The 21,103-nt window shown below is 63.8% G+C and carries 19 protein-coding genes and 1 pseudogene; 9 read left to right on the top strand and 11 right to left on the bottom strand.

Features of this window, described 5'->3' with window-relative positions; genetic code table 11:
* On the top strand, positions 1–1,368 hold the full coding sequence (gene phnE / locus LB552_RS24935) for a phosphonate ABC transporter, permease protein PhnE (protein WP_224610812.1): 1,368 nt from the start codon (positions 1–3) through the stop codon (positions 1,366–1,368).
* A 294-nt stretch (positions 1,369–1,662) separates the two neighbouring features.
* Here phnE and LB552_RS24930 read toward each other — a convergent pair whose 3' ends face one another.
* From LB552_RS24930 to LB552_RS24920, 3 genes are all read right to left on the bottom strand, one after another.
* Positions 1,663–2,514, bottom strand: a complete 852-nt coding sequence (locus LB552_RS24930) for a sugar phosphate isomerase/epimerase family protein (protein ID WP_224610810.1) — start codon at positions 2,512–2,514, stop codon at positions 1,663–1,665.
* 166 nt (positions 2,515–2,680) lie between these two features.
* The gene (locus LB552_RS24925) at positions 2,681–3,868 is read right to left on the bottom strand and encodes a Gfo/Idh/MocA family protein (RefSeq protein ID WP_224532078.1); all 1,188 of its coding nucleotides are present in this window, start codon (positions 3,866–3,868) and stop codon (positions 2,681–2,683) included.
* A gap of 146 nt (positions 3,869–4,014) precedes the next feature.
* Complete coding sequence (locus LB552_RS24920; RefSeq protein WP_224610808.1) at positions 4,015–5,070, bottom strand: sugar phosphate isomerase/epimerase family protein; 1,056 nt, start codon at positions 5,068–5,070, stop codon at positions 4,015–4,017.
* A 401-nt stretch (positions 5,071–5,471) separates the two neighbouring features.
* On the opposite strand from LB552_RS24920, the gene LB552_RS24915 reads away from it, so the two are divergent.
* From LB552_RS24915 to LB552_RS24900, 4 genes are all read left to right on the top strand, one after another.
* Positions 5,472–6,359, top strand: coding sequence for a sugar phosphate isomerase/epimerase family protein (locus tag LB552_RS24915; RefSeq protein WP_095769204.1), 888 nt, complete (start codon positions 5,472–5,474; stop codon positions 6,357–6,359).
* Positions 6,360–6,416: 57 nt separating this feature from the next.
* Positions 6,417–7,586 carry a mandelate racemase/muconate lactonizing enzyme family protein gene (locus LB552_RS24910; protein ID WP_224610806.1) on the top strand — a complete coding sequence of 390 codons (1,170 nt, stop codon included), beginning with the start codon at positions 6,417–6,419 and terminating at the stop codon, positions 7,584–7,586.
* 2 nt (positions 7,587–7,588) lie between these two features.
* The gene (locus LB552_RS24905) at positions 7,589–8,305 is read left to right on the top strand and encodes a FadR/GntR family transcriptional regulator (protein WP_140545878.1); all 717 of its coding nucleotides are present in this window, start codon (positions 7,589–7,591) and stop codon (positions 8,303–8,305) included.
* Positions 8,306–8,485: 180 nt separating this feature from the next.
* Complete coding sequence (locus LB552_RS24900) at positions 8,486–9,466, top strand: hydroxyacid dehydrogenase (RefSeq protein ID WP_224610898.1); 981 nt, start codon at positions 8,486–8,488, stop codon at positions 9,464–9,466.
* Positions 9,467–9,703: 237 nt separating this feature from the next.
* On the opposite strand, the gene LB552_RS24895 is transcribed toward LB552_RS24900, so the two are convergent.
* Positions 9,704–10,999: an amidase gene (locus LB552_RS24895; protein WP_224610805.1), complete on the bottom strand. Its 1,296-nt coding sequence runs from the start codon at positions 10,997–10,999 to the stop codon at positions 9,704–9,706.
* 119 nt (positions 11,000–11,118) lie between these two features.
* On the opposite strand from LB552_RS24895, the pseudogene LB552_RS24890 reads away from it, so the two are divergent.
* Positions 11,119–11,464 (top strand): annotated as a pseudogene (locus LB552_RS24890) (GFA family protein).
* Between the two features lie 139 nt (positions 11,465–11,603).
* On the opposite strand, the gene LB552_RS24885 reads toward LB552_RS24890, so the two are convergent.
* The 7 genes from LB552_RS24885 to LB552_RS24855 all read right to left on the bottom strand — a co-directional run bounded on the left by LB552_RS24885 (position 11,604) and on the right by LB552_RS24855 (position 18,318).
* The gene (locus LB552_RS24885; protein WP_095769199.1) at positions 11,604–12,707 is read right to left on the bottom strand and encodes an ABC transporter ATP-binding protein; all 1,104 of its coding nucleotides are present in this window, start codon (positions 12,705–12,707) and stop codon (positions 11,604–11,606) included.
* On the bottom strand, positions 12,707–13,813 hold the full coding sequence (locus LB552_RS24880) for an ABC transporter ATP-binding protein (RefSeq protein WP_140845151.1): 1,107 nt from the start codon (positions 13,811–13,813) through the stop codon (positions 12,707–12,709). The genes LB552_RS24885 and LB552_RS24880 overlap by 1 nt, the downstream gene beginning before the upstream one ends.
* On the bottom strand, positions 13,810–14,031 hold the full coding sequence (locus tag LB552_RS24875; protein ID WP_095769197.1) for a hypothetical protein: 222 nt from the start codon (positions 14,029–14,031) through the stop codon (positions 13,810–13,812). Before LB552_RS24875 ends, LB552_RS24880 begins: the two co-directional genes overlap by 4 nt.
* The gene (locus LB552_RS24870) at positions 14,028–14,984 is read right to left on the bottom strand and encodes a carbohydrate ABC transporter permease (RefSeq protein ID WP_095769196.1); all 957 of its coding nucleotides are present in this window, start codon (positions 14,982–14,984) and stop codon (positions 14,028–14,030) included. The genes LB552_RS24875 and LB552_RS24870 overlap by 4 nt, the downstream gene beginning before the upstream one ends.
* Before the next feature lies 1 nt (position 14,985).
* The gene (locus tag LB552_RS24865) at positions 14,986–15,891 is read right to left on the bottom strand and encodes a carbohydrate ABC transporter permease (protein WP_095769195.1); all 906 of its coding nucleotides are present in this window, start codon (positions 15,889–15,891) and stop codon (positions 14,986–14,988) included.
* 64 nt (positions 15,892–15,955) lie between these two features.
* The gene (locus LB552_RS24860; protein WP_095769194.1) at positions 15,956–17,272 is read right to left on the bottom strand and encodes an ABC transporter substrate-binding protein; all 1,317 of its coding nucleotides are present in this window, start codon (positions 17,270–17,272) and stop codon (positions 15,956–15,958) included.
* A gap of 350 nt (positions 17,273–17,622) precedes the next feature.
* Entirely contained in the window at positions 17,623–18,318 is a 696-nt protein-coding gene (locus LB552_RS24855) for a TetR/AcrR family transcriptional regulator (protein WP_224610803.1), read from the bottom strand.
* A gap of 209 nt (positions 18,319–18,527) precedes the next feature.
* On the opposite strand from LB552_RS24855, the gene LB552_RS24850 reads away from it, so the two are divergent.
* From LB552_RS24850 to LB552_RS24840, 3 genes are read left to right on the top strand one after another with little or no spacing between them, the layout of a single operon-like run.
* A complete protein-coding gene (locus tag LB552_RS24850; RefSeq protein WP_224610802.1) occupies positions 18,528–19,724 on the top strand; it encodes a Tm-1-like ATP-binding domain-containing protein in 1,197 nt (398 codons plus the stop codon).
* A 12-nt stretch (positions 19,725–19,736) separates the two neighbouring features.
* The gene (locus LB552_RS24845; RefSeq protein ID WP_224610800.1) at positions 19,737–20,582 is read left to right on the top strand and encodes a phosphoenolpyruvate hydrolase family protein; all 846 of its coding nucleotides are present in this window, start codon (positions 19,737–19,739) and stop codon (positions 20,580–20,582) included.
* Positions 20,583–20,586: 4 nt separating this feature from the next.
* A complete protein-coding gene (locus LB552_RS24840; protein ID WP_224610798.1) occupies positions 20,587–21,003 on the top strand; it encodes a cupin domain-containing protein in 417 nt (138 codons plus the stop codon).
* Positions 21,004–21,103: the final 100 nt, after the last annotated feature.

The following is a 21,103-nucleotide window of genomic DNA, read 5'->3' as shown; positions in this document are numbered from 1 at the left end:
ATGGCCGCCATGACCGCCTCCGAACTGAGCGCCATCGAAGGCCGCCATCCGCAGATATTCCAGCGGCCGGCCTATAAGCGTTTCTGGCCGCTGCTGCTGATCGCCGGCACCGTGCTCTATCTCGCCTATGCCTTGTGGTTCTTCAGCCTGCCGCAGGTGCTGCGCGAATCGCATTGGGAGCGCCTGCCGCTCTTCCTGTCGCAATGGATCAGCTACGACCTGCAGCCGGAATTCCGGCTCGACCAGCCCGAAATTACGCCGAAATTTCCGCGCTTCTCGGCGCTCGGCGAGCATCCTGATCCCGACTGGGTGATCAAGAATCCGGACGGCACCTTCACCGTCCTGATCGACGGCCGGGACAAGTCCGTCACCTTCGACAAGATCAGGGCAACGATCGTCGCCAACGGCCAGACGGTGCCGGTGTCGCTCACCGGCGGCAAGCCGGTGGTTACAGGTCCGGTGCCCGACTGGGTGACCGTCCATGACGACGAGGTCGTCGCCAAGATGGGCTTTGTCGGCGAGGTGCGCGTCACCGTCGATCGCGTCAAGGTGCGCAAGCGCTTCCTCGGCTGGGCAAATTTCGTCTTCGACACCCGCTCGCCCTTCTTCGGCAAATCGGCCGGCGAGGTCATCTCGCTCATCGCCTCCGGGCCAGAGCTCAAGCCAGGCACCTCGAACCTCGCTTTGGCCGCCGACAACATCTGGAACAACGCGCAGTGGCAGCATGGCGATGTCTGGACGAAGCTCCTGCAGACCATCGTCATGGCGTTTCTGGGCACGCTGCTCGGCGGCATCGTCGCCTTCCCGCTCGCCTTCTTCGCCGCCCGCAACATCACGCCGAGCGGGTTGCTCAGCCAGGTGCTGAAGCGCTTCTTCGATTTCATGCGCTCGGTCGACATGCTGATCTGGGCGCTGTTCTTCACCCGCGCTTTCGGCCCCGGGCCGCTGGCCGGCAGCGCCGCGATCTTCTTCACCGAAATCGGTACGCTCGGCAAAACCTATTCCGAGGCGCTGGAGAACATCGACGACAAGCCGCGCGAGGGCGTGCTTTCGACCGGCGCCAACGGCTTGCTGGTGCAGCGCTACGGCGTGCTGCCGGAAGTGGTGCCGGTCTTCATCAGCCAGACGCTCTACCAGTGGGAATCCAACACCCGCGGCGCCACCATCATAGGCGCCGTCGGCGCCGGCGGCATCGGCCTGAAGCTCTGGGAAGCGATGCGTACCAATTCCAACTGGGCCAACGTCTTCTACATGGTGCTGCTGACGCTGCTCGTCGTCTTCATCTTCGACAACATCTCGAACTTCCTGCGCCGCAGGCTGAGCCGCACGCTGCATGATTACAATCGGCTGCAGGCTGCGCAGGGGTAACCTTGTGATGCAGAAGCGCAAGCATCGTCTCGCCTGCGCCAAGGTCGACCCCCACTCCGTCGAGCTTCGCTCGACACCTCTCCCCCGATCGACGGGGTAGAGGAAAGGCGCCAAGCTGTCCGAGTCGCGCCTGTCCTCGAAGGCCGAGGCTTTTTTCCTCTCCCGGCGCCACCAGGCTCCCTTTCCTCTCCCTCCGGCGGGGGGAGAGGTGTCTCGGCGAAGCTGAGACGGAGTGGGGGAACCACCTGGCAACCGTTGCCACGGCAAATAGAAAATGGATCAGGCGCAGGGCCCCTAAGCCGCCTTCTTCCACCCGTCCCTGATGTGCCGATACCCCTCGCGATAAACCGCCTCCGGGCTCTCCGCGAAATCGCGCCAAACCTTGGTCGCCGCCGCCAGGTCCTTGAGCGAGCGCCCGAAGGCTTCGATGGTCAGCCAGTCGTCATAGCCGCTCTTGCGGATGGCGGAGAACGTCTCCTTCCACGGGATGTTGCCGCGCCCCGGCACGCCACGATCATTCTCCGAAATGTGGATATGGACAACGTTCCGGCGATGCTTTGTATAGGCGCCGATCGGATCGGCCTCCTCGATATTGGCATGGAACGTGTCGTACATCGCCTTGATGTGCGGCCGGTCGATCGCGTCGACATGTTCCGACAGGTCGGCCATGGTGTTGACGAGATAGCATTCGAAGCGGTTGAGCGCTTCCAACCCAATGGTCACGCCTCTCTTGCCGGCATGGTCGCCGATCGCGCGTTGCGAGGCGACCGAGCGCTTCTTTTCGGCGGTAGTCGGCCCGCTGCCGGAAAAGGCGCCGAGTGTCGAATGCAGCGGCCCGCTGAGCGTGTCAGCGCCGAGGGCTGCGCTGCAGTCGATCGCCCATTTCATATAGTCGATGCCGGCCTTGCGCGTCGCGGCGTCCGGCGAGATCAGGTTCATCGCCGGATCGCCCATGGCCGAGACCGCGGTACGCTCCAGCCCGATGCGGTCGAGCATCTCGCCCAACTTCTTGTAGTCGTCGGGCGCGCCCGCGAAGACCGGTATCTCGACGCCGTCGAAACCGGTCGCCTTGATGTCCTTGAGCAGCGCCTCGTGCTTCTTCGAGACGCTGGTGGTCCACAAGAACATGCACATGCCGATTTTCATCGACACCCCCTCATCATCTTCGGCCGAGGGGTGACGAGATTCAGGTCAGGCCGAGTCGAAAACGACGGATTCCGAGAACCGGAGCGGAGCGTACTTTTCGTACGTGAGCACCGGAAGCGCAGGAAGCCGCCGTTTGCAGGCCGGCCTCACCTGAATATCGTCACCCCTAAAGCTTCGTCCACGCCCCATTCTTCTTCGACGACCTCACGCAAGCCTCGATGAAGGCCATGCCTTCGACGCCGTCCGCGACCGTCGGGAAGACCACATCCTTAGCTGGCTTGCCGCCTTTCCTGCGCGCCGCTCGGATGGCGCGGGCCGCTTCCTGGTAGATGTTGGCAAAACCTTCGAGATAGCCCTCCGGATGGCCCGACGGCACGCGGCTGACGCGCGCCGCGACGGGCATTGCACCAGCTCCGGCGCGGGTGAGCAGTTGCTTCGGCTGGCCGAACGGCGTGTACCAGAGATAGTTCGGGTCGGCCTGCACCCATTCCAGCCCGCCCTTGGTGCCGTAGATGCGCAGCTTCAGCCCGTTCTCGTGGCCGGGCGCCACCTGGCTGGCCCAGATCATGCCCTTGGCCGGATGCTTGTTGCCGACCGGCTTGAAGCGCAGCATCACGTTGACATTGTCGTCGAGCTGGCGCCCCGGTACGAAGGCGTCGAGATCGGCTGACAGCGTATCGAGCTCAAGTCCCGAGACGAAGCGAGCCAGGTTATAGGCATGCGTGCCGATATCGCCGAGCGCGCCGCCGGCGCCGGCCTGCTTGGGGTCGGAGCGCCAGGAGGCCTGCTTCTGGCCGGTGGCGGCAAGGTCCTCGGTCAGCCAGTCCTGCGGATATTCCGACTGCACGATACGGATATCGCCGAGCATGCCCTTGGCCACCATCTCGCGTGCCTGCCGGATCATCGGATAGGCGGTGTAATTGTGCGTCAGCACGAACACCTTGCCGGTCTTTTCGACCAGGGCGGCAAGCTTCTTGGCCTCGGCCAGCGAGGTCGCCAGCGGCTTGTCGCAGATGACATGGATGCCCGCCTCTAGGAAGGCTTTCGCCGCCGGCACATGCACGTTGTTCGGCGTCACGATCGCCACCGCCTCGATGCCGTCTGGACGCTTGGCTTCGGCCTTGGCCATCTCGGCATAGGAGCCGTAGCTGCGCGCGGGATCGAGCCCGAGTTCTTCGGCCGATGCCTTGGCCCGCGCCGGATCCGACGACAGCGCGCCGGCCACCAGCACGAAGTCGTTGTCCATGCGCGCCGCGATGCGATGCACCGCGCCGATGAAGGCGCCCTGCCCGCCGCCGACCATGCCATAGCGGATCGGGCCGCCTCCCGCTTCCGACTTCGATGCGCCGACCATTCTTGTCCTCTCTCTTTAGTTCCTCACCCTCCCCCTTGTAGGGAGGGTCGACGCGCAGCGTCGGGGGTGGGGGTATAAGAGTCCGCCACGACTTGGGATTCAACCCCACCCGGACCTGCGGCCGAACCTCCTCAAGGGAGCTGCAGTCAAATCCCCATCATCGCCCGCAGCAGCTTTTTATCGGTTGTGCCGGCGGCGAAATCGTCGAAAGCCTTCTCCGTCACCCGGATGATGTGGTGCTGGATGAAAGGCGCGCCTTCTGCGGCGCCGTCCTCGGGATGTTTCAGGCAGCACTCCCATTCCAGCACCGCCCAGGAATCGTAATTGTACTGGGTGAGCTTGGAGAAGATGCCGCTGAAATCCACCTGCCCGTCGCCCAGCGAGCGGAAGCGCCCCGCGCGGTTCACCCAGCCCTGGTAGCCGGAATAGACGCCTTGCCGCCCGGTCGGGTTGAACTCGGCGTCCTTGACGTGGAAGGCCTTGATCCGCTCGTGGTAGATGTCGATGAACTCGAGATAGTCGAGCTGCTGCAACAGGAAGTGCGACGGGTCGTAGTTGATGTTGCAGCGCTTGTGGCCGCCGACCGCGTCGAGGAACATCTCGAAGGTGGCGCCGTCGAACACGTCCTCGGAAGGATGGATCTCGTAGCCGACATCGACGCCATTGTCTTCATAGACGTCGAGGATCGGCTTCCAGCGCTTGCCGAGTTCGCCGAAGGCTTCCTCGATGAGGCCGGCCGGGCGCTGCGGGAACGGATAAAGGTAAGGGAAAGCGAGCGAGCCGGTGAACGACACCGAGGCGTTCAGCCCGAGATTGCGCGACGCCTTGGCGCCGAACTTCATCTGCTCGACAGCCCATTTTTGCCGTGCCGTGGGATTGTTGTGCACGGATGGCGGCGCAAAGCCATCCATCTGCGCGTCATAGGCGGGATGCACCGCGACCAGTTGCCCCTGCAGATGCGTCGACAATTCGGTGATCTCGACGCCTGCATCCGCGCAGACGCCTTTCACCTCGTCGCAATAGGCCTTCGACGACGCCGCCTTCTCGAGGTCGAACAGGCGCGCGTCCCAGGTCGGGATCTGCACGCCCTTGTAGCCCAGCCCCGCTGCCCATTTGGTCATGGAACCCAGCGAATTGAACGGCGCGGCGTCGCCCGCGAACTGCGCCAGAAACAGGCCGGGGCCCTTCATCGTCGTCGGCATCGGCATCCTCCCTCGTTTGTTTTCGCGACCAAGCATAGCGCCTATTGAAATGAGGGCCAGCCTGTTTGGTCAACCCTGTCGGCGTCTATGCATTGCGCCATTCTGGTATTACCAAATCCCGGAATTCGGTCAAGCGGCCGAAAACCGCGGAGGCGAGCCGAGCTTGCAAACAGATAAGTGGAATTACCACGTAAAATCAGACTATTGCTCGGCTGATAGAGCTTCAGCCGCCCACTTGTTGCCGTGCATGAAAATTTGCTGTAGAGGTCATGGAGGGCCCAATTGGTCGAACCAGTTTCGAGGAAAATGCTGGCAACGCCTTGGGGAGGAATCATACGCCCGCCTCTGCTGGAGGCGTCGCGAGGTAGAATGTGACAGGCGAATTCTGGGAAGGATAGACCATGCATCTTTCGACTCACAATTGGATGCGGGCGGAACCGCTGGAGGTGACGCTCAAGCGCATCAAGAAATTCGGCTACGAATCGATCGAGATTTCCGGCGAACCCGAGCAGTACAAGACCAAGGAGACGCGCGCGCTCCTGAAGGAGCACGGCATCCGCTGCTGGGGCTCGGTGACTCTGATGCTCGGCGAGCGCAATCTCGCCGCCAGGGACCAGGGCCAGCGCGAGCGGTCCGTCCAATACGTCAAGGACGTGCTCACCATGGTCAGCGAGCTCGATGGCGAGATCATCACGCTGGTGCCCGCGACCGTCGGCAAGGTCGTGCCCGATGGCACCGAGGCCGAGGAATGGGGCTGGGTGGTTGACGCCACGCGCGAATGTTTCAGCCATGCCCAGAAGGTCGGCGTCAGAATCGCCGTCGAGCCGCTCAACCGCTTCGAGACCTACCTCTTCAACCGCGGCGCCCAGGCGCTGGCGCTCGCCGACGCGGTGAGCCCCGAATGCGGCGTCTGCCTCGACGCCTACCATATCCACATGGAGGAATTTAACGTCTATGACGCGATCCGTCAGGTCGGAAAGCGCCTGTTCGATTTCCATGTCGCTGACAACAACCGCTTCGCAGCCGGCCTTGGCCAGATCGACTGGCCGAAGATCGTGCGCACGTTGAAGGAAGTCGGCTATGACGGCGCGCTGACCAACGAGTTCGTCGCGCCCGTCGACCGCACGCCGGCGGCGCCCTATCCGGAGATGGTCGAGCGCAATCCGGTCGACATCTCGCCCGAGCAGCTCAAATTCATCCAGGACCACGGCTCCAGCGTGCTCACGGAAAAATTCTACACCGACCAGATGCGCATCACCGCCGAAACGCTGCTGCCGCTGATCAAGTAGGCCTCCGATCGAAACCTGTCCCTTCCACCCGGCGGGCGGAGGGGCCGAAGGGAAAACATGCGCATCAAGAGCGTCCAGGCCTGGTGGGTTCGTATCCCGATCGAAGTCGCGAAGCAGCATCGCAGCGACTTCGGTCAGGTGACGACGTTCGACGCCGCCATTCTGCGCATCGAGACCGCTGACGGCCTGGTCGGCTGGGGCGAGGGCAAGAACGCCGCCGGCAGCGCCGGCAGCTATGGCGCGCTCGTCCATATGCTCAACCACGAGATCGGCCCGCAGCTGATCGGTTGCGATCCGGCCGACATCGGCATCATCTGGGAAATGCTCTATAACGGCGTGCGGCATGAGACGGCGGCGCATGCCGGCCATGCCATGCCGCAGCTGGCGCGGCGCGGCATGAGCGTGGCGGCGATCAGCGCCGTCGACATCGCGCTCTGGGACATCCTCGGCAAGTCGCTGGGGCAGCCGGTGTGGCGGCTGCTCGGCGGCCGCAAGGTCGAGCGCATGCAGGCCTATGCCTCGGGCGGCTGGGCCTCAGCCGACGCCATCGGCGAGCAGTTGACATCCTACATCGCCAAGGGCGGCTTCAAGGCGCTGAAGATGCGCATCGGCGCCATGGACGGCGCCCCACATGTCTCGGCCGCGCGCGTGCGCGCCGCAAGGCAGGCGATCGGGCCGGATGTCGATCTGATGGTCGACGCGCACGGCACCTATACCGTCGCCGAGGCCAAGCGCTTCATCAACCTCACCGCCGATCTCGACCTTGCCTGGTTCGAGGAACCGGTGACCGCCGACGACAAGCCGGGCATGGCCGACGTGCGCGCCTCGGGATCGACGCCGATCGCCACCGGCGAAAGCGAGGCGACGCGCTATGCCTTCCGCGATCTGGCTGTGCTGAAGTCGGCCGACATCTTCCAGCCGGATCCCGCCTTCTGCGGCGGCATCAGCGAGGCGATGAAGATCGGCACCATCGCCAGCGCCTTCAATCTGCGTTTCGCGCCGCATCTATGGGCCGGCGCGCCCTGCTTCTTTGCCGGGCTGCATGTGTGTGCCGCCTCGCCCGCCAGCTTCACCATTGAATATTCGCTCGGCGCCAACCCAATGATCCACGACCTCGTCGAGGAGACTGTCGAGGCGAAGGACGGTATGATAGCGATCCCTGAAAAGCCTGGATTGGGATTCACCATCTCCGAGCGATTCCTGGAGGCGCACGCGCAACGTATTTGACGATGAAAGAAAAGAACCTTCTCGCGGAACTCGCCGCCTATCTCTTTTCCAACTCGGACAAGGAGTCCGGCCGCACGCCCTCGGAGCGAGAGCTGGCGGAACATTTCGGCGTCAGCCGCGGCCAGATCCGCGAGGCGCTCGCCATCCTCGAGGCCATGCGTATCGTCGAGCGGCGCGCCAAATCCGGCATCTATATCGACACCAAGCAGGCGAGCGTGGAAGCGCTGGCGCTGTTCGCCCGCGCGGGGCTGCCGCTCGACCCGGTGCAGATCTACGAGACCGTCGAGCTGCGCAAGATCCACGAGATCAAGGCGGCCGAGCTTGCCTGCTCGCGCGCCACCGAGGAGAACTTCGAGCGCCTGCGCGAAATCCTGAAGGCTTCCGAAGAGCGCATCGCCGCCGGCGAAGGCCTCGCCAAGGAAGACCGCGAGTTTCACCTCGAGATCGTGCGCGCGACCAAGAACAGCGTCTTCCACAATATCTGCAGCGTTTATTACCTGATGGGCGAGCAGCGCCTGCCGATCTATTTCAACGATCCCGAACGCTCGGTGCGTTCGCATGCCGAGCATATCCAGATCTACGAAGCGCTGTTGCGCCGCGACGGCAACCTCGCCCAGGCCCTGATGAATGCCCATTTGCAGGGCGCCGAGAGCTACTGGAAGGGGATCATCGAAGGCCGCGGAATGGAGCCGAAAAGCGCGGCACTCGAAAAGGCTTAAGCAACTCTAGGAAGATGTGGACCGTCAGGTTCGGCACCTTCGCCGTAGCCTTTCGTCCGAAACTGCGTCAACCCGCAGAAACGGGGCAGTTCTCCGTTTCCGTGAAACGGCGAAATGCCCTTGAGCATTTTGCAGCCAGACGTTTAGCTTGGCATCGCACAAATGCTGAAATGGAACCCCATGCGCAAGATCCTGTCGACGCATCCGCTGCACCCACGCGCCACGGCGATGCTGGCCGGCGCCGGGCGGCTTGCGATCGCTTCCGCGCTCGATGCCAAGACACTGACCACCGAGGCCCACGACGCCGACATCATCATCGTGCGCGCGCCGCTGCCGCCGGAGCTGTTTGCGGGTGCTTCGAGCCTGCGCGCCGCGATCCGCCACGGCGCCGGACTGGACATGATCCCGGTCGAGGCCGCGACCGCCGCCGGCGTGCTGGTGGCGAACGTGCCCGCCGTCAACGCCCGCTCGGTCGCCGAGCATGTGATGTTCACCGCCCTTGCGCTGCTGCGGCGCTTCCGCGTGATGGACCGCGACCTGCGCGCCAAGGGCTGGCTTGCCGGCCGCGAGCACGCCAACTCGACCAGCGAGCTGGCCGGCAAGACCATCGGCATCGTCGGCCTCGGCGCGGTCGGCCAGGCTGTCGGCCACATCGCCGCCCACGGCTTCGACCTCAATGTCGTGGCGACCACGCGCAGCCTGCGCCCCGCGCCCGAGCGTGTCGGCTTCCTGTCTATCGACGCGCTGGTCGAGCAGAGCGACATCATCGTGCTCTGCTGCCCGCTGACGCAGGAGACGCGCGGCCTCATCAGTCGCGAGCGCATCGCCCGCATGAAGCCCAACGCGCTGTTGATCAATGTCTCGCGCGGCCCGGTGGTGGATGATGAGGCGCTGATCGAAGCGCTGCGGGAGGGACGTATCGGCGGCGCCGCGCTCGATGTCTTTTCCACGCAGCCGCTGCCGCCCAACCATCCTTATTTCGGTTTCGACAATGTCATCGTCACCCCGCATATGGCCGGCATCACCGAGGAATCGATGATGCGCATGGGCGTCGGCGCCGCCGGCGAGGCGCTGCTGGTACTCGCCGGCAAGCTGCCCGTCAATCTGCGCAATCCGGACGTTATCGAGCACTATCGCCGGCGTTTTCCGGTCGGCGGTTAGCTCGCCGAGGGCGTTGCGACGATGCAGACCGGAGACGTGACTGATCGGGCCTAAGGCTTGATTGCCACGTGGTTCCCCCAATCCGTCGCTGCTCCGCAGCGCCACCTTTCCCCCTCCGGAGGGAAAGGAAGGGAGCGCTGCTGGATGGCGCCTTTCCTCTCCCCCCGTCGATCGGGGGAGAGGTGGCTCGGCGAAGCCGAGACGGAGTGGGGGTCGACCAGCGCTACATTAGCCAATTCATGTGCCAAGCAAAGCCTCGACCGCGGCGGCAATGCGCAGCAGATGACTGTCATGCCCGTGTTTGCCCACCAGCATCAATCCGGCCGGCAGGTTCGTGCCGGGCATCAGCAGCGAGATCGCGCAGAGGTCGAACTGGTTGACGACCTGCGTGTTGCGCAACAGCAGCCCTTCCGTCTTATCGCGCAATTCTTCGTCGCCAGCCATGGCGGCAATGGAGGGCGCGATCATCGGCACGGTCGGCAATGCCAGGAGATCGACCGCCTCCAGCCGTTCCGCCATGGCCGCCACAAGCTCGGCGCGCCGGCGGATCGTGCGGATATAGGCGGAAGCGGGAACAGCCAACGCGCGCGTCAATGGTCCGGTGACATGCGGATCGACTGGCACCGAGGCGCCGCTCGCCAGCCAATCGGCATGCACCTCCGCGCCTTCCATGGACGCGATCGTGCCGCGCCTGGTTGCCGCGCGCATCTCGGCGATAAGATCGTCGATGGACAAATCGGCGACGTGGGCGCCGGCGCGTCCGATCCTGTCGATGCAGACCTCGAAAGCTTCGGCGACCTGCGCCTGTGTCTCGCCGAACAAGACGCCGCGTGGAATGCCGATGCGCAGGCCGGCGAGCGAAACCGGCTGAAGCGCCGCCGGCTCTTCTCCCGCCATGATCGCATCGGCAATCGCGCAATCGGCGACGCTGCGGGCAAGCGGACCGATCGAATCCAGCGTCATCGACAGCGGAAAGGCTCCCGTCAAAGGCACGCGCCGCGCCGTCGGCTTGAAGCCGACAACGCCGTTGAGCGAGGCGGGGATGCGCACCGAGCCGCCGGTGTCCGAACCGATCGAGATGTCGCTTGTGCCCTCGCCGATCGCAACGCCGGCTCCAGATGACGAGCCGCCCGGGATCAGGCCGAGATCGGCAGCGTTGCCCGGTGTGCCGTAATGCGGATTGTCGCCGATCGCGGTGAAGGCGAACTCGGTCATGTTGGTCTTGCCGAGGATGACCGCGCCCGCCTGGCGCAGCCTTTGCACGATCGCTGCGTCCCGCGCCGCCGGTTCGGCGCTGGCGCGGATCAGCGATCCGGCCGCTGTCGGTTCGCCGGCGACGTCGAACAGATCCTTGATTGAAACGATGCGCCCGTCGAGCGGCCCAAGGCTGACGCCGGCCTTGCGGCGGGCATCGGACGCATCGGCGGCTGCCCGCGCGGCCTCGGCATAGAGCTTCGTATAGACCTTCTCATCCCCCGCCCGATTGGCAAGACGTGACAGGATGATTTCAAGACGGTCGCGGATGGATTGCATTTTCGATGTCGGGCCTTGCAAAACTGCAACGTCTTTTAAGCGTGCGGCCTGGTCTTGGCCGGCGAAGAGATAACCCGGCAAGTGTGCCTTTGCACCCTGCCAGCGATGGAAAGATGCTGATGCTGTACAAAGGCAGCTGCCACTGCGGCAAGGTGGCGTTCGAGGTCGAGGGGGAGATCGGCGGCGCGGTGCGCTGCAACTGCTCGATCTGCTGGCGCAAGGGCGCGCTTTTGTGGGCCGTGCCGCATGAGAAGCTCAATCTGGTCGCCTGGGGCGACGACCTCGGCCTACACCTTCGGCAAGGCTCAAATCGCGCACCGCTTCTGCCGCACATGCGGCATGCACCCCTTTGCCGAGGACGTCGGCCAGGGCAACGAACGGTCCGCCTATATCAACATCAACTGCCTCGACGATGTTGATATCACCGCAATCGAGGTGTTCGAGTTCGACGGCCGCTCGGCTTGAAGCCAATTAACGGCCCGACGCTCCTGAGAGCCGCCGGGGCCGATACTCGCAAGGGCGAGCGGGCTGGCCTATTCGGCGGCCGGCTTGGGCCCCATCAGGAAGGCCACAGCGCCGCGAGCAAGTCAGCAGGCTAAGACTTCTATCCGGCGTGCCGCAGGCTCACACCGCTGCCTTTATCGAACATCACCACCTTGTCGGGGTTCCAGGCAAAGCGCACCGGCTCTTCGATAGCCACGTCGGTTCTGGCCGGCACCGTGGCCCGCAGCATCGTGTCGCCGACCCTGAGCGTCAGGATCTTTTCCACGCCATGGTTCTCGACATCGTGCACGCGTGCCTCGACCGGAGCCCCGCTCTCCAGATAGACGTCCTCCGGACGGATGCCGAAGACGAGCGGGCGACCGTCGGCCGCGCCGCTCGTCCTGCCCCCGCCAAAGCTCTTGGCGCCAATTGTGAGCGGCAGTTCGAAATTCACCGGCGCCATCACCGCGCGGTCGTTGACCAGCCTGCCGTCGATGAGGTTCATCGGCGGCGAGCCGACGAAGCTCGCGACATAGGTGTCGCGCGGATTGTTGTAGATCTCATGCGGCGTGCCCGTCTGCACGATGCGGCCATGGTTGAGCACGCCGACCTTGTCGCCCATCGACATGGCCTCGATCTGGTCGTGTGTGACGAACAGGAACGTGGCGCCGAGTTGCATCTGAAGGTTCTTCAACTCCGTGCGCAGCGCTTCGCGCAGCTTGGCGTCGAGCGCCGAGAGCGGCTCGTCCATCAGGAACACGCGCGGCTTGCGCACGATCGCTCGGCCGATCGAGACGCGCTGCATCTCGCCGCCGGAAAGCCGGTCGGTCTTGCGGTCGAGCAGATGTTCGATCCTGAGCGTGCGGGCGGCGCGCGCGACACGGTCCTTGATCTCGGCATCCGGCAGCCGACGGATCTTCGGCTTCAGCGGAAATTCGAGGTTCTGCCGCACAGTGTAGCGCGGATAAAGCGAATATTGCTGCAGCACCAGCGCGACGTCGCGCTCGGCCGCGCCCCAGTCGGCGACGTCGACGCCGTCGATGAGAACCTGCCCCTCAGTCGGCTTATCCAGTCCGGCGATCAGGCGTAGCGTCGTCGTCTTGCCGGCGCCGGTCTCGCCAAGCAGCACGAAGAACTCGCCGTCGGCTATGTCGAGGTTCAGACCCGTCAGCGCGGTGTGGCTGCCGTATTTCTTGGTGATGTTCTTCAGTTCGATATGGGCCATTACAGCCTTACTCCCAGCGACTTGCCGCTTGCCGTGTCGAAAAAGTGCGCCTGCTCGGGATCGATGCGGACATGGACTTTCTCACCGGGACCCGAGACGTAGCCCGCCTTGGTGCGGGCGCGCAGCATCGTGGAGCCGAGCCTGAGATCGACAATGTCGAAGGACCCGAGCGGCTCGATGATGCTCGCCTCGACTGGCATGTAGCCGGGCGCCGCATCGTGCCGCACGAGTACGCCCTCCGGGCGGATGCCGAGCGTCAGGCCGCCATTGGCTGCATGCCCGTTGAGTCTGGACAGGAGCTGGCGCGGGAACTCGAAGCCAGCCGGCGCATCGCCGACGGTTACGGAGGCGGTGCCCGCCTGATCCGCGACATTGACCTCGGCGATGTTCATCACCGGGCTGCCGACGAACTGCGCCACGAACAGGTTTGCCGGATGCGAATAGACCTCATCCGGCGTTCCGACCTGCTGGATGAAGCCTTCATGCATGATGACGATGCGGTCGGCGAGGCTCATCGCCTCGATCTGGTCGTGCGTGACATAGATCGTGGTCGACCCCTGCTTGACGTGCAGGCGCTTGATCTCGGCGCGCATCTCCTCGCGCAGCTTGGCGTCGAGCGCGCCGATCGGCTCGTCCATCAGCATCGCCTTCGGGCGCCGCACCAGCGCACGACCGATGGCCACGCGCTGCATGTCGCCGCCCGAGAGCGCCGACGGCCTCTTGTCGAGCAGATCGGTGATGCGCAGGACCCGGGCGACCTCGCGGACGGACTTGTCGACTTCGCCGCTGCTCATGCGCATTGCACGCAGCGGAAAGGCGACGTTCTCGAACACCGTCATGTGCGGGTAGAGCGAGAAGGACTGGAACACCATGGCGATGTCGCGGTCCGCCGCCTTGAGGTGCTGCACCGGCTTGCCGTCGATCAGGATGTCGCCCTGGTCGATCGTCTCCAGCCCTGCCACGGCGCGCAGCGTCGTGGTCTTGCCGCAGCCCGACTGGCCGAGCAGCACGATGAACTCGTTGTCGGCGATGGCCAGGTTCAGATTATGGATGACCTGGACGGCACCGAAGAATTTCTCGATGCCGCGAAGTTCGATCTGCGTCACTGGCGGGCTCCCTCATGCGTCGCGGCGCCGGTTTCCTCGCTCTGCTCCGGTGCGATCTTGGACGTGATGTTGAAGCCGATCAGCCCGATCAGAATGATCGTCACACCGTATGAATGCAGGCCGAGGCTCCATGGTTGGCAGAGCGCTACGATGCCCAGCACCATGAGGATTTGCGAGGCCGGCAGCAGGTACTTCTCGTTGGTGGAGCGAAAACTCATTTGCGGATTGCTCCGAACGTCACGCCGCGAAGCAGATGGTTGCGCAGCAGAAAGGTGAAGATTGCGACCGGCAACAGGAACAGGAAGGTGCCCGCCGCGATCGTCGTCCAGTCCGGCAGGCCGGAGCCGATCTGCGAGGGGATGAAGGGCGGCGCCGTCTGGGCGCGCCGGTTGGTCATGATCAGCGCAAAGGCGTATTCGTTCCAGGCAGTGATGAAGCAGAACACGGCAGTCGCCGCGATGCCCGTCGCCGCCTCCGGCAGCACGATCTTGAAGAAGGCCTGCATGCGCGTGTAGCCGTCGACGAGTGCCGCCTCCTCATACTCCTTCGGGATCTCGTCCATGAAGCCCTTCATCAGCCAGACCGAGAAGGACAGGTTGAAGGCGACGTAGAGGATGATTAGCCCGATATGCGAATCGTTGAGGCCGACCATCCGGTACATCAGGAACATTGGGATTGCGACCACCACCGGCGGCAGCATGCGGGTCGACAGGATGAAGAAGAGAAGGTCCGCCTCGCCCGCGATCTTGAAGCGTGAGAAGCCATAGGCGGTGAAGGTTCCCATGCCCACAGCCAGCACCGTGCTGATCACAGCCACGATCAGGCTGTTCATGAACCGGTCGGGATATTGCGAAAGCTGCACGTCCTTGCCGACCTTGAGAACCCGCTCGCCGCCGTCATAGATGCGTTTTTCCCACCAGGGCGCGGCATCGTAGACTTGCGGATCGACGGGCTTCTGCATCTGCACGCGCTTGGTGAAGAGCCGCACGAACGGCGTTACCTCCGGCTCGAACAGCACGGTGGGCGGGACGCTGACGGCGAGCTCCTTCGGCTTGAAGGCCGTCGAGGCGATCCAGTAGATCGGTGCCAGGAAGATCAGCGTCGCGATCAGCACCGCGGCGATGGCGATGCGGTTGAAGGCGACCTCGGAAGAAGTGCGGACGGCGGCCATGTCAGCGCTCCTTCACCTTGTTGAGATACTTCACGTAGAGGTTGGTGATCGCCAGCACCATGATCAGCACGATGTAGGCCAGCGCGCAGGACTTGCCCGTATCCCACTGCTGGAAGGCCTGCTTGTAGAGCCGGATCGCAATCAGCTCGGCGGTCGGCTGGGTGGTCATGGTGTAGGCAATGTCGAAGGTCTTGAAGGCTTCCATGGTGCGGAAGATCAGCGCGATCAGAAGGATCGGCGAGACCAGCGGCAAGGTGATGCGAGTGAAGGTGTACCACCACCCGGCGCGGTCGATCGCGGCCGCCTCGTAGAGATGCTGCGGCACGGCCGAGAGACCGGCGAGCGACAGCAGCATGACGAAAGGCGACCACATCCAGATATCGGTGATCGCGACCGCGTAGAGCGCGCTGTCGGGATTGGAGAGCCAGGCGAAGTCGCCAAGGCCGAAGACATAGTTGATCGGTCCCCAGGACGGGCTGTAGAGCAATTGCCAGAACAGGCCGACGACCGCCGCCGACATCATCATCGGCAGCAGCAGCAGCGTGGTGATCAGGCCCTTCATCGGAAAGCTGCGGTTGAGCAGAAGCGCAAGGCCGAAGCCGACGATCATCTGCCCAGCCACCGAAACGATCACGTATTTGGCGGTGATGACGAAGTTCGACCAGATGTGATCGTCGCTCAGCAGCTCACGATAGTTCTGCAAGCCGACGAACTGCCAGGGTTCGCTGCGGTTCGCGGCGAAGTTCGTAAAGGAATAGCCGAGCGAATAGATCAGCGGGAAAATATTGAAGACGATCAGAAAGACCAGCGTCGGGATAATGAACAGGTTGCGGATGGTCAGATCGGACCAGCCGCGAGCGGCGGCCCTGGACGCTGGATCAAGATTGGTAAGGGCTACCGAAGCCAACTTTGTCTCCTGAAAACAGGAATGCCGGAGGGGGAAACCTCCTCCGGCATTCTGACTGCGATGCTTACTTGTAACGATTGTATTTGGTGAAGGTCGCCTTCCAGTCGGCGGCCGTCTTGTCGAGCGCCTCCTGGGCGGTGCCCTTGCCGCCGACCACGAACGGATAGATGTTCTGATTCAGCTGATCGAGCACTTCGGCGTATTCAGGCGTTGCCCAGAAGTCCTTGACCATGAACATCGTGTCGTAGAACGCCTTGTTGTAAGGCGTCGCGTTCTGGAAGGCTTCGGACTTCAGCACGGCCTGGCTGCAGGTGTAGCCGCCGAGCTCGGCCCACTTCTTCTGGGTCTCGTCCTTGATGAACCACTCGAGGAATTTCATCGCCTCGTCCTTGTTCTTCGAATACGAGACGACCGAGATGCCCTGGCCGCCGAGCGCGGCGAAGCGCTTGCCGTCCGGGCCGGCCGGATTGGCGAAGAAGCCGGTGACGTCGGCATAGGGGTTGGTGGCCTTGTTCACCAGCGGCGGGAAGAAGGCGAAGAAGTTCATGCTCATCGCTGCCAGGCCGCCGGTGATCGCCTGGTTGTCTTCCACGAAGAAGGTCTTGCCCCAGCCCGGAGGCGTGAACTTGTAGAGTTGCTTGTACATGTCGAGGCCGGCGGCGGCTTCCTTGGAGTTGGTGATGCCGTCGACCTTGTAGGTCGCGTAGTCGCCGAGATCGCCGCCATAGCTGAAGATGGCGCTTTCGACGCCCATCGCCATCGCGTCATAGGAATTGTCGGTGTAGATGGCCACGCCGTACCGCTTCTGGTCCGGACGGTGGAAGAACTCGGCGATGTCGCGCAGCTGCGCATAGGTCGTCGGCACCGCGAGGTCGTAGCCGTATTTGGCCTTGAAGGCTTCCTTCTCCTTCGGGTCCTCGAACCAGTCCTTGCGATAGGACCAGCCGATCGCGTCGCCTTCCAGCGGGATCGCCCAGTATTTGCCGGAACCGCCCGGATACTCGGCGTAATACTTGATGGTCGCGGGCGCCATCACGTCGCCAAGCTTGTGCTGGTTGAAGAAGTCGGTCAGGTCGACATAGTGGCCTTGCGTCGAACCGGCGCCCAGCCATTGCGAGTCGCCGACGACCATGTCGTAGGCATCGCCATGCGCGTTGAACTCGGTGAAGGCCTTGGTCTGGAAGTCGGGCCACGGCGTCGTCTGAACGGTGACCTTCACGCCGGTTTCGGCCGTGTAGTCGTTGACGAGCTCCTGCAGGTAGTTCGCCGGGTCCCATTCCGCCCAGAAGATGGTGAGTTCTTTGTCCTGCGCGCGGACGGATGTCCCGCAGGCAAGCGCCAGCCCAATACCAGCAATCACGCTGGTCATAATCTTGCGCATAGTTTTCCTCCCTTGTGCGCATTCTACCGTCTCATGCGAGCCGGCGGCGAAGCCGGCCTTGGTAGTTCCTCCTGTGATGGCACCTCTCCGGTCCAGGCCTCCCACCCTGTCGGAAATGGATCGCAGCCTTCACTTTGATCCGCTTTATCGGTCCTAAATCTGGTATTACCAATTCCCGCTTGACGTCAAGCGCTTTCTTGGGAGGCTAGGCGCAGACGAACGAGGCCACCATTATGGCATCTGCCTGTTTTCCCTTGTTTTTCCTACTCCTTGATACGCCGATCCCTTGTAAGGGCCAGCTCACCCCATTTAACATTCAAAATCGTCCTCACAATCTGGTCGAACCAGATTTACCCGATCGTCGCCCCAGGCGCCGCAGCCATTCCTGCCGATTTCGCCTCCGATTCCGCCATTGCGGCGCGCACCAGCGCGCCCGCCGCCCATTGCGCCACCGACACCATCTCGGCGCTGTTCAGCCCCCAGATATCCTTCAGCACCGTGACCACCTCGACGCCGAACATCAGCGACAGCGCCTGGGCAAGGCGCGTGAGCTGGCGCGGCTTCAGGCGTCCCTTGAGCGGCGCGATCGCATCCTTCAACAGGTCGACGCGATGACCGCGAATGAAGGCCGGCTCGGACCCGAGCGTGCCCGCCTGGCGCCGCGCCCATTGGTCGAGGGACAGTTTCAGCGCCGCTTTGAAGGTCGCCTCGAAGGCTTCGATGCGCGGCATCGCGGTCGCGAACAGATCTGCCACGCGCCGCTCGGCATCGTCGGATGTCGACTTCCAGGTAAGGATAGGGCCGAGCCCTTCATCGACCACGGCCTGCACCAGCGCCGCCTGGCTCGGGAAATACCGGTAGGCGGTGGCGCGCGACACCTCTGCCGCCTCCGCGACCTCGCTGACCGAAGGGGTCATGCCTGATTGCATCAGCCTCGTCGCCGTTTCCAGCATCAGCCGCTTTGTGCGGGCGCGCGGCCCCTTCTCGGCGGCCGGCGCCTGTGCGGCGTCATCGATGGAGGCGGCTTGTTGACGTGAGACATCCATATCAATACGATACGCGCGTCTCAAAAATTTGCAATGGCGCAATGCCGGTCAATAACGGGTCCCCACCAGCGACGAGGCTTTGCCGAGGAGCTTAAGGGTGGGGCAAAAAATACGGTCCCCACCAGCGACGAGGCTTTAGCCGAGGAGCTTAAGGGTGGGGCAAAAAAAGGCCGGCGGCAGAGCCGGCCATGCCGGACGGGGAACCGCGGATGAAGCGCATCTATGTGATCGGCACCGCCGACACCAAAGGCGAGGAACTCGCCTTCCTGGCCGATGCCGTCGCCAAGGCCGGCGGCGCGGTCGTCCTTGTCGATATCGGCACGCGAGGCGCGACCGTCCCGGTGGATATCCCTGCCAGCGAGGTCGCCGCGCATCATCCCAAGGGAGCCGGCGCTGTTCTCGGCATCGACGATCGCGGCACCGCCGTTGCCGGCATGGGCGCGGCCTTTGCCAATTTCATCCAGTCACGTGACGACATCGCCGGGGTGATCGGCATCGGCGGCGGCGGCGGCACCTCGATCATCGCCGCCGGCATGCGGGCGCTGCCGCTCGGCCTGCCGAAGATCATGGTCTCGACATTGGCCTCCGGCGATACCGCGCCTTACGTCGACATCTCCGACATCATCATGATGCCGTCGGTCACCGACATGGCGGGACTGAACAGACTCTCCCGCATTGTGCTGCACAATGCCGCCCAGGCGATCGCCGGCATGGCCGCGAAGCCCGCCTCGGCCGCCGCCGGCAAGCCGGCGCTGGGACTCACCATGTTCGGCGTCACCACGCCCTGTGTGACGGCGATCGTCGACCGATTGCGCCCCGACTATGACTGTATGGTCTTCCACGCCACCGGCACTGGTGGTCGCTCGATGGAGAAGCTCGCCGACAGCGGTCTGCTGGCCGGCGTCATCGACATCACCACGACCGAGGTGTGCGATTTCCTGTTCGGCGGGGTGCTGCCGGCGACCGAGGATCGCTTCGGCGCGATTGCGCGCACGAAATTGCCCTATGTCGGCTCGGTCGGCGCGCTCGACATGGTGAACTTCTGGGCGCCGCCGACCATTCCGGAAAAATATCATGGGCGGCTCTTCTACGAGCACAATCCCAATGTCACGCTGATGCGCACCACGGCCGAGGAATGCCGCAAGATCGGCGAATGGATCGGCGGCCGCCTTGCCCGATGCGACGGTCCGGTCCGCTTCCTGATCCCGGAAAAGGGCGTATCGGCGCTCGATATCGAAGGCGGCGCCTTCTTCGATCCGGAAGCCGACGCCGTGCTGTTTGAGGCCATCGAGCGCACGATCGAACCGACCAGGAACCGCACCGTGACGCGCCTGCCGCTGCACATCAACGACCCCGCCTTCGCCAAGGCCGCGGCGGAGGCCTTCCTCGACATCGCCAAGAAGTGAGACAAGACAAGCATGGCTGCCATTCCGCGCAAAACGATCCTGGAAAAATTCCGCAAGATGATCGCCGACGGCGTGCCGATCATCGGCGGCGGCGCCGGGACCGGCCTGTCGGCCAAGGCCGAGGAAGCCGGCGGCATCGACCTGATCATCATCTACAATTCCGGCCGCTATCGCATGGCCGGCCGCGGCTCGGCCGCCGGCCTGCTTGCCTACGGCAACGCCAACGAGATCGTCAAGGAAATGGCCTATGAGGTGCTGCCGGTGGTCAAGAAGACGCCGGTGCTGGCCGGCGTCAACGGCACCGACCCCTTTGTCATCATGCCGCTGCTGCTCGCAGAGCTGAAGACGATGGGCTTTTCCGGCGTGCAGAATTTTCCGACCGTCGGCCTGTTCGACGGCACCATGCGCCAGAGTTTCGAGGAGACCGGCATGGGTTTTGGCCTCGAGGTCGACATGATCGCCGAGGCGCGCAAGCTCGACTTGCTCACCACGCCCTACGTCTTCAACCCCGACGAGGCGCGCGCCATGGCACGTGCCGGCGCCGATATCGTCGTCGCCCATATGGGCGTCACCACCGGCGGCTCGATCGGCGCCACTTCGGCGAAAACGCTCGACGCCTGCGTCAAGGAAATCGACGCCATTGCCGATGCCGCGCGCTCGGTGCGCAAGGACGTCATCCTGCTTTGCCATGGCGGACCGATCTCGATGCCCGACGACGCGCGCTACATTCTCGAACGCTGCGAGGGCTTGCATGGCTTTTACGGCGCAAGCTCGATGGAACGGCTACCGGCGGAAGCGGCGATCGCCAGGCAGACAGCGGATTTCAAGACGGTCGCGATCACGAAAAAGAAGGGATGAGGCAATGGCCGACAGGAGCAAGGTGTTCGTCTACCCGAAGGATGTCAGCGCCTTCGGCTTCGACTGGGGCAAGCTGTCGCTGACCGTCGCGCCGGAAGTGAACGGCGCCGAGCGCTTTTCCGGCGGTGTCGTCGACTTGCCGCCGGGCAAAGGCCACACCCGCCACAACCATCCGGGCGCCGAAGAGATCATCTTCGTCATCTCCGGCAATGGCGAGCAGATGGTCGAGGATGAGAAAGGCAATCCGGTAGTAGCGAAGGTCGGCCCCGGCTGCACCATCTATGTGCCGGAAAGCCGCTTCCACTCGACGCTCAACACTGGCGACCAGCCGATGCAGCTCTTCGTCGTCTATTCGCCCGCCGGACCGGAGCTGGCGCTGCGCGACCTGCCTGATTTCAGGCTGCTGCCGGCTGGCAAATGATGATGTTTCCTTTTCCCCGTTCCAGCGCTGGTCGACCCCCACTCCGTCTCGGCTTCGCCGAGCCACCTCTCCCCCGATCGACGGGGGAGAGGAAAGGCGC

Origin of the sequence: Mesorhizobium sp. CA7, from assembly GCF_020165015.1 — a bacterium.
In the GTDB taxonomy this organism is placed as follows: Bacteria; Pseudomonadota; Alphaproteobacteria; order Rhizobiales; family Rhizobiaceae; genus Mesorhizobium.
This window is presented reverse-complemented; position numbering and strand designations above follow the sequence as displayed.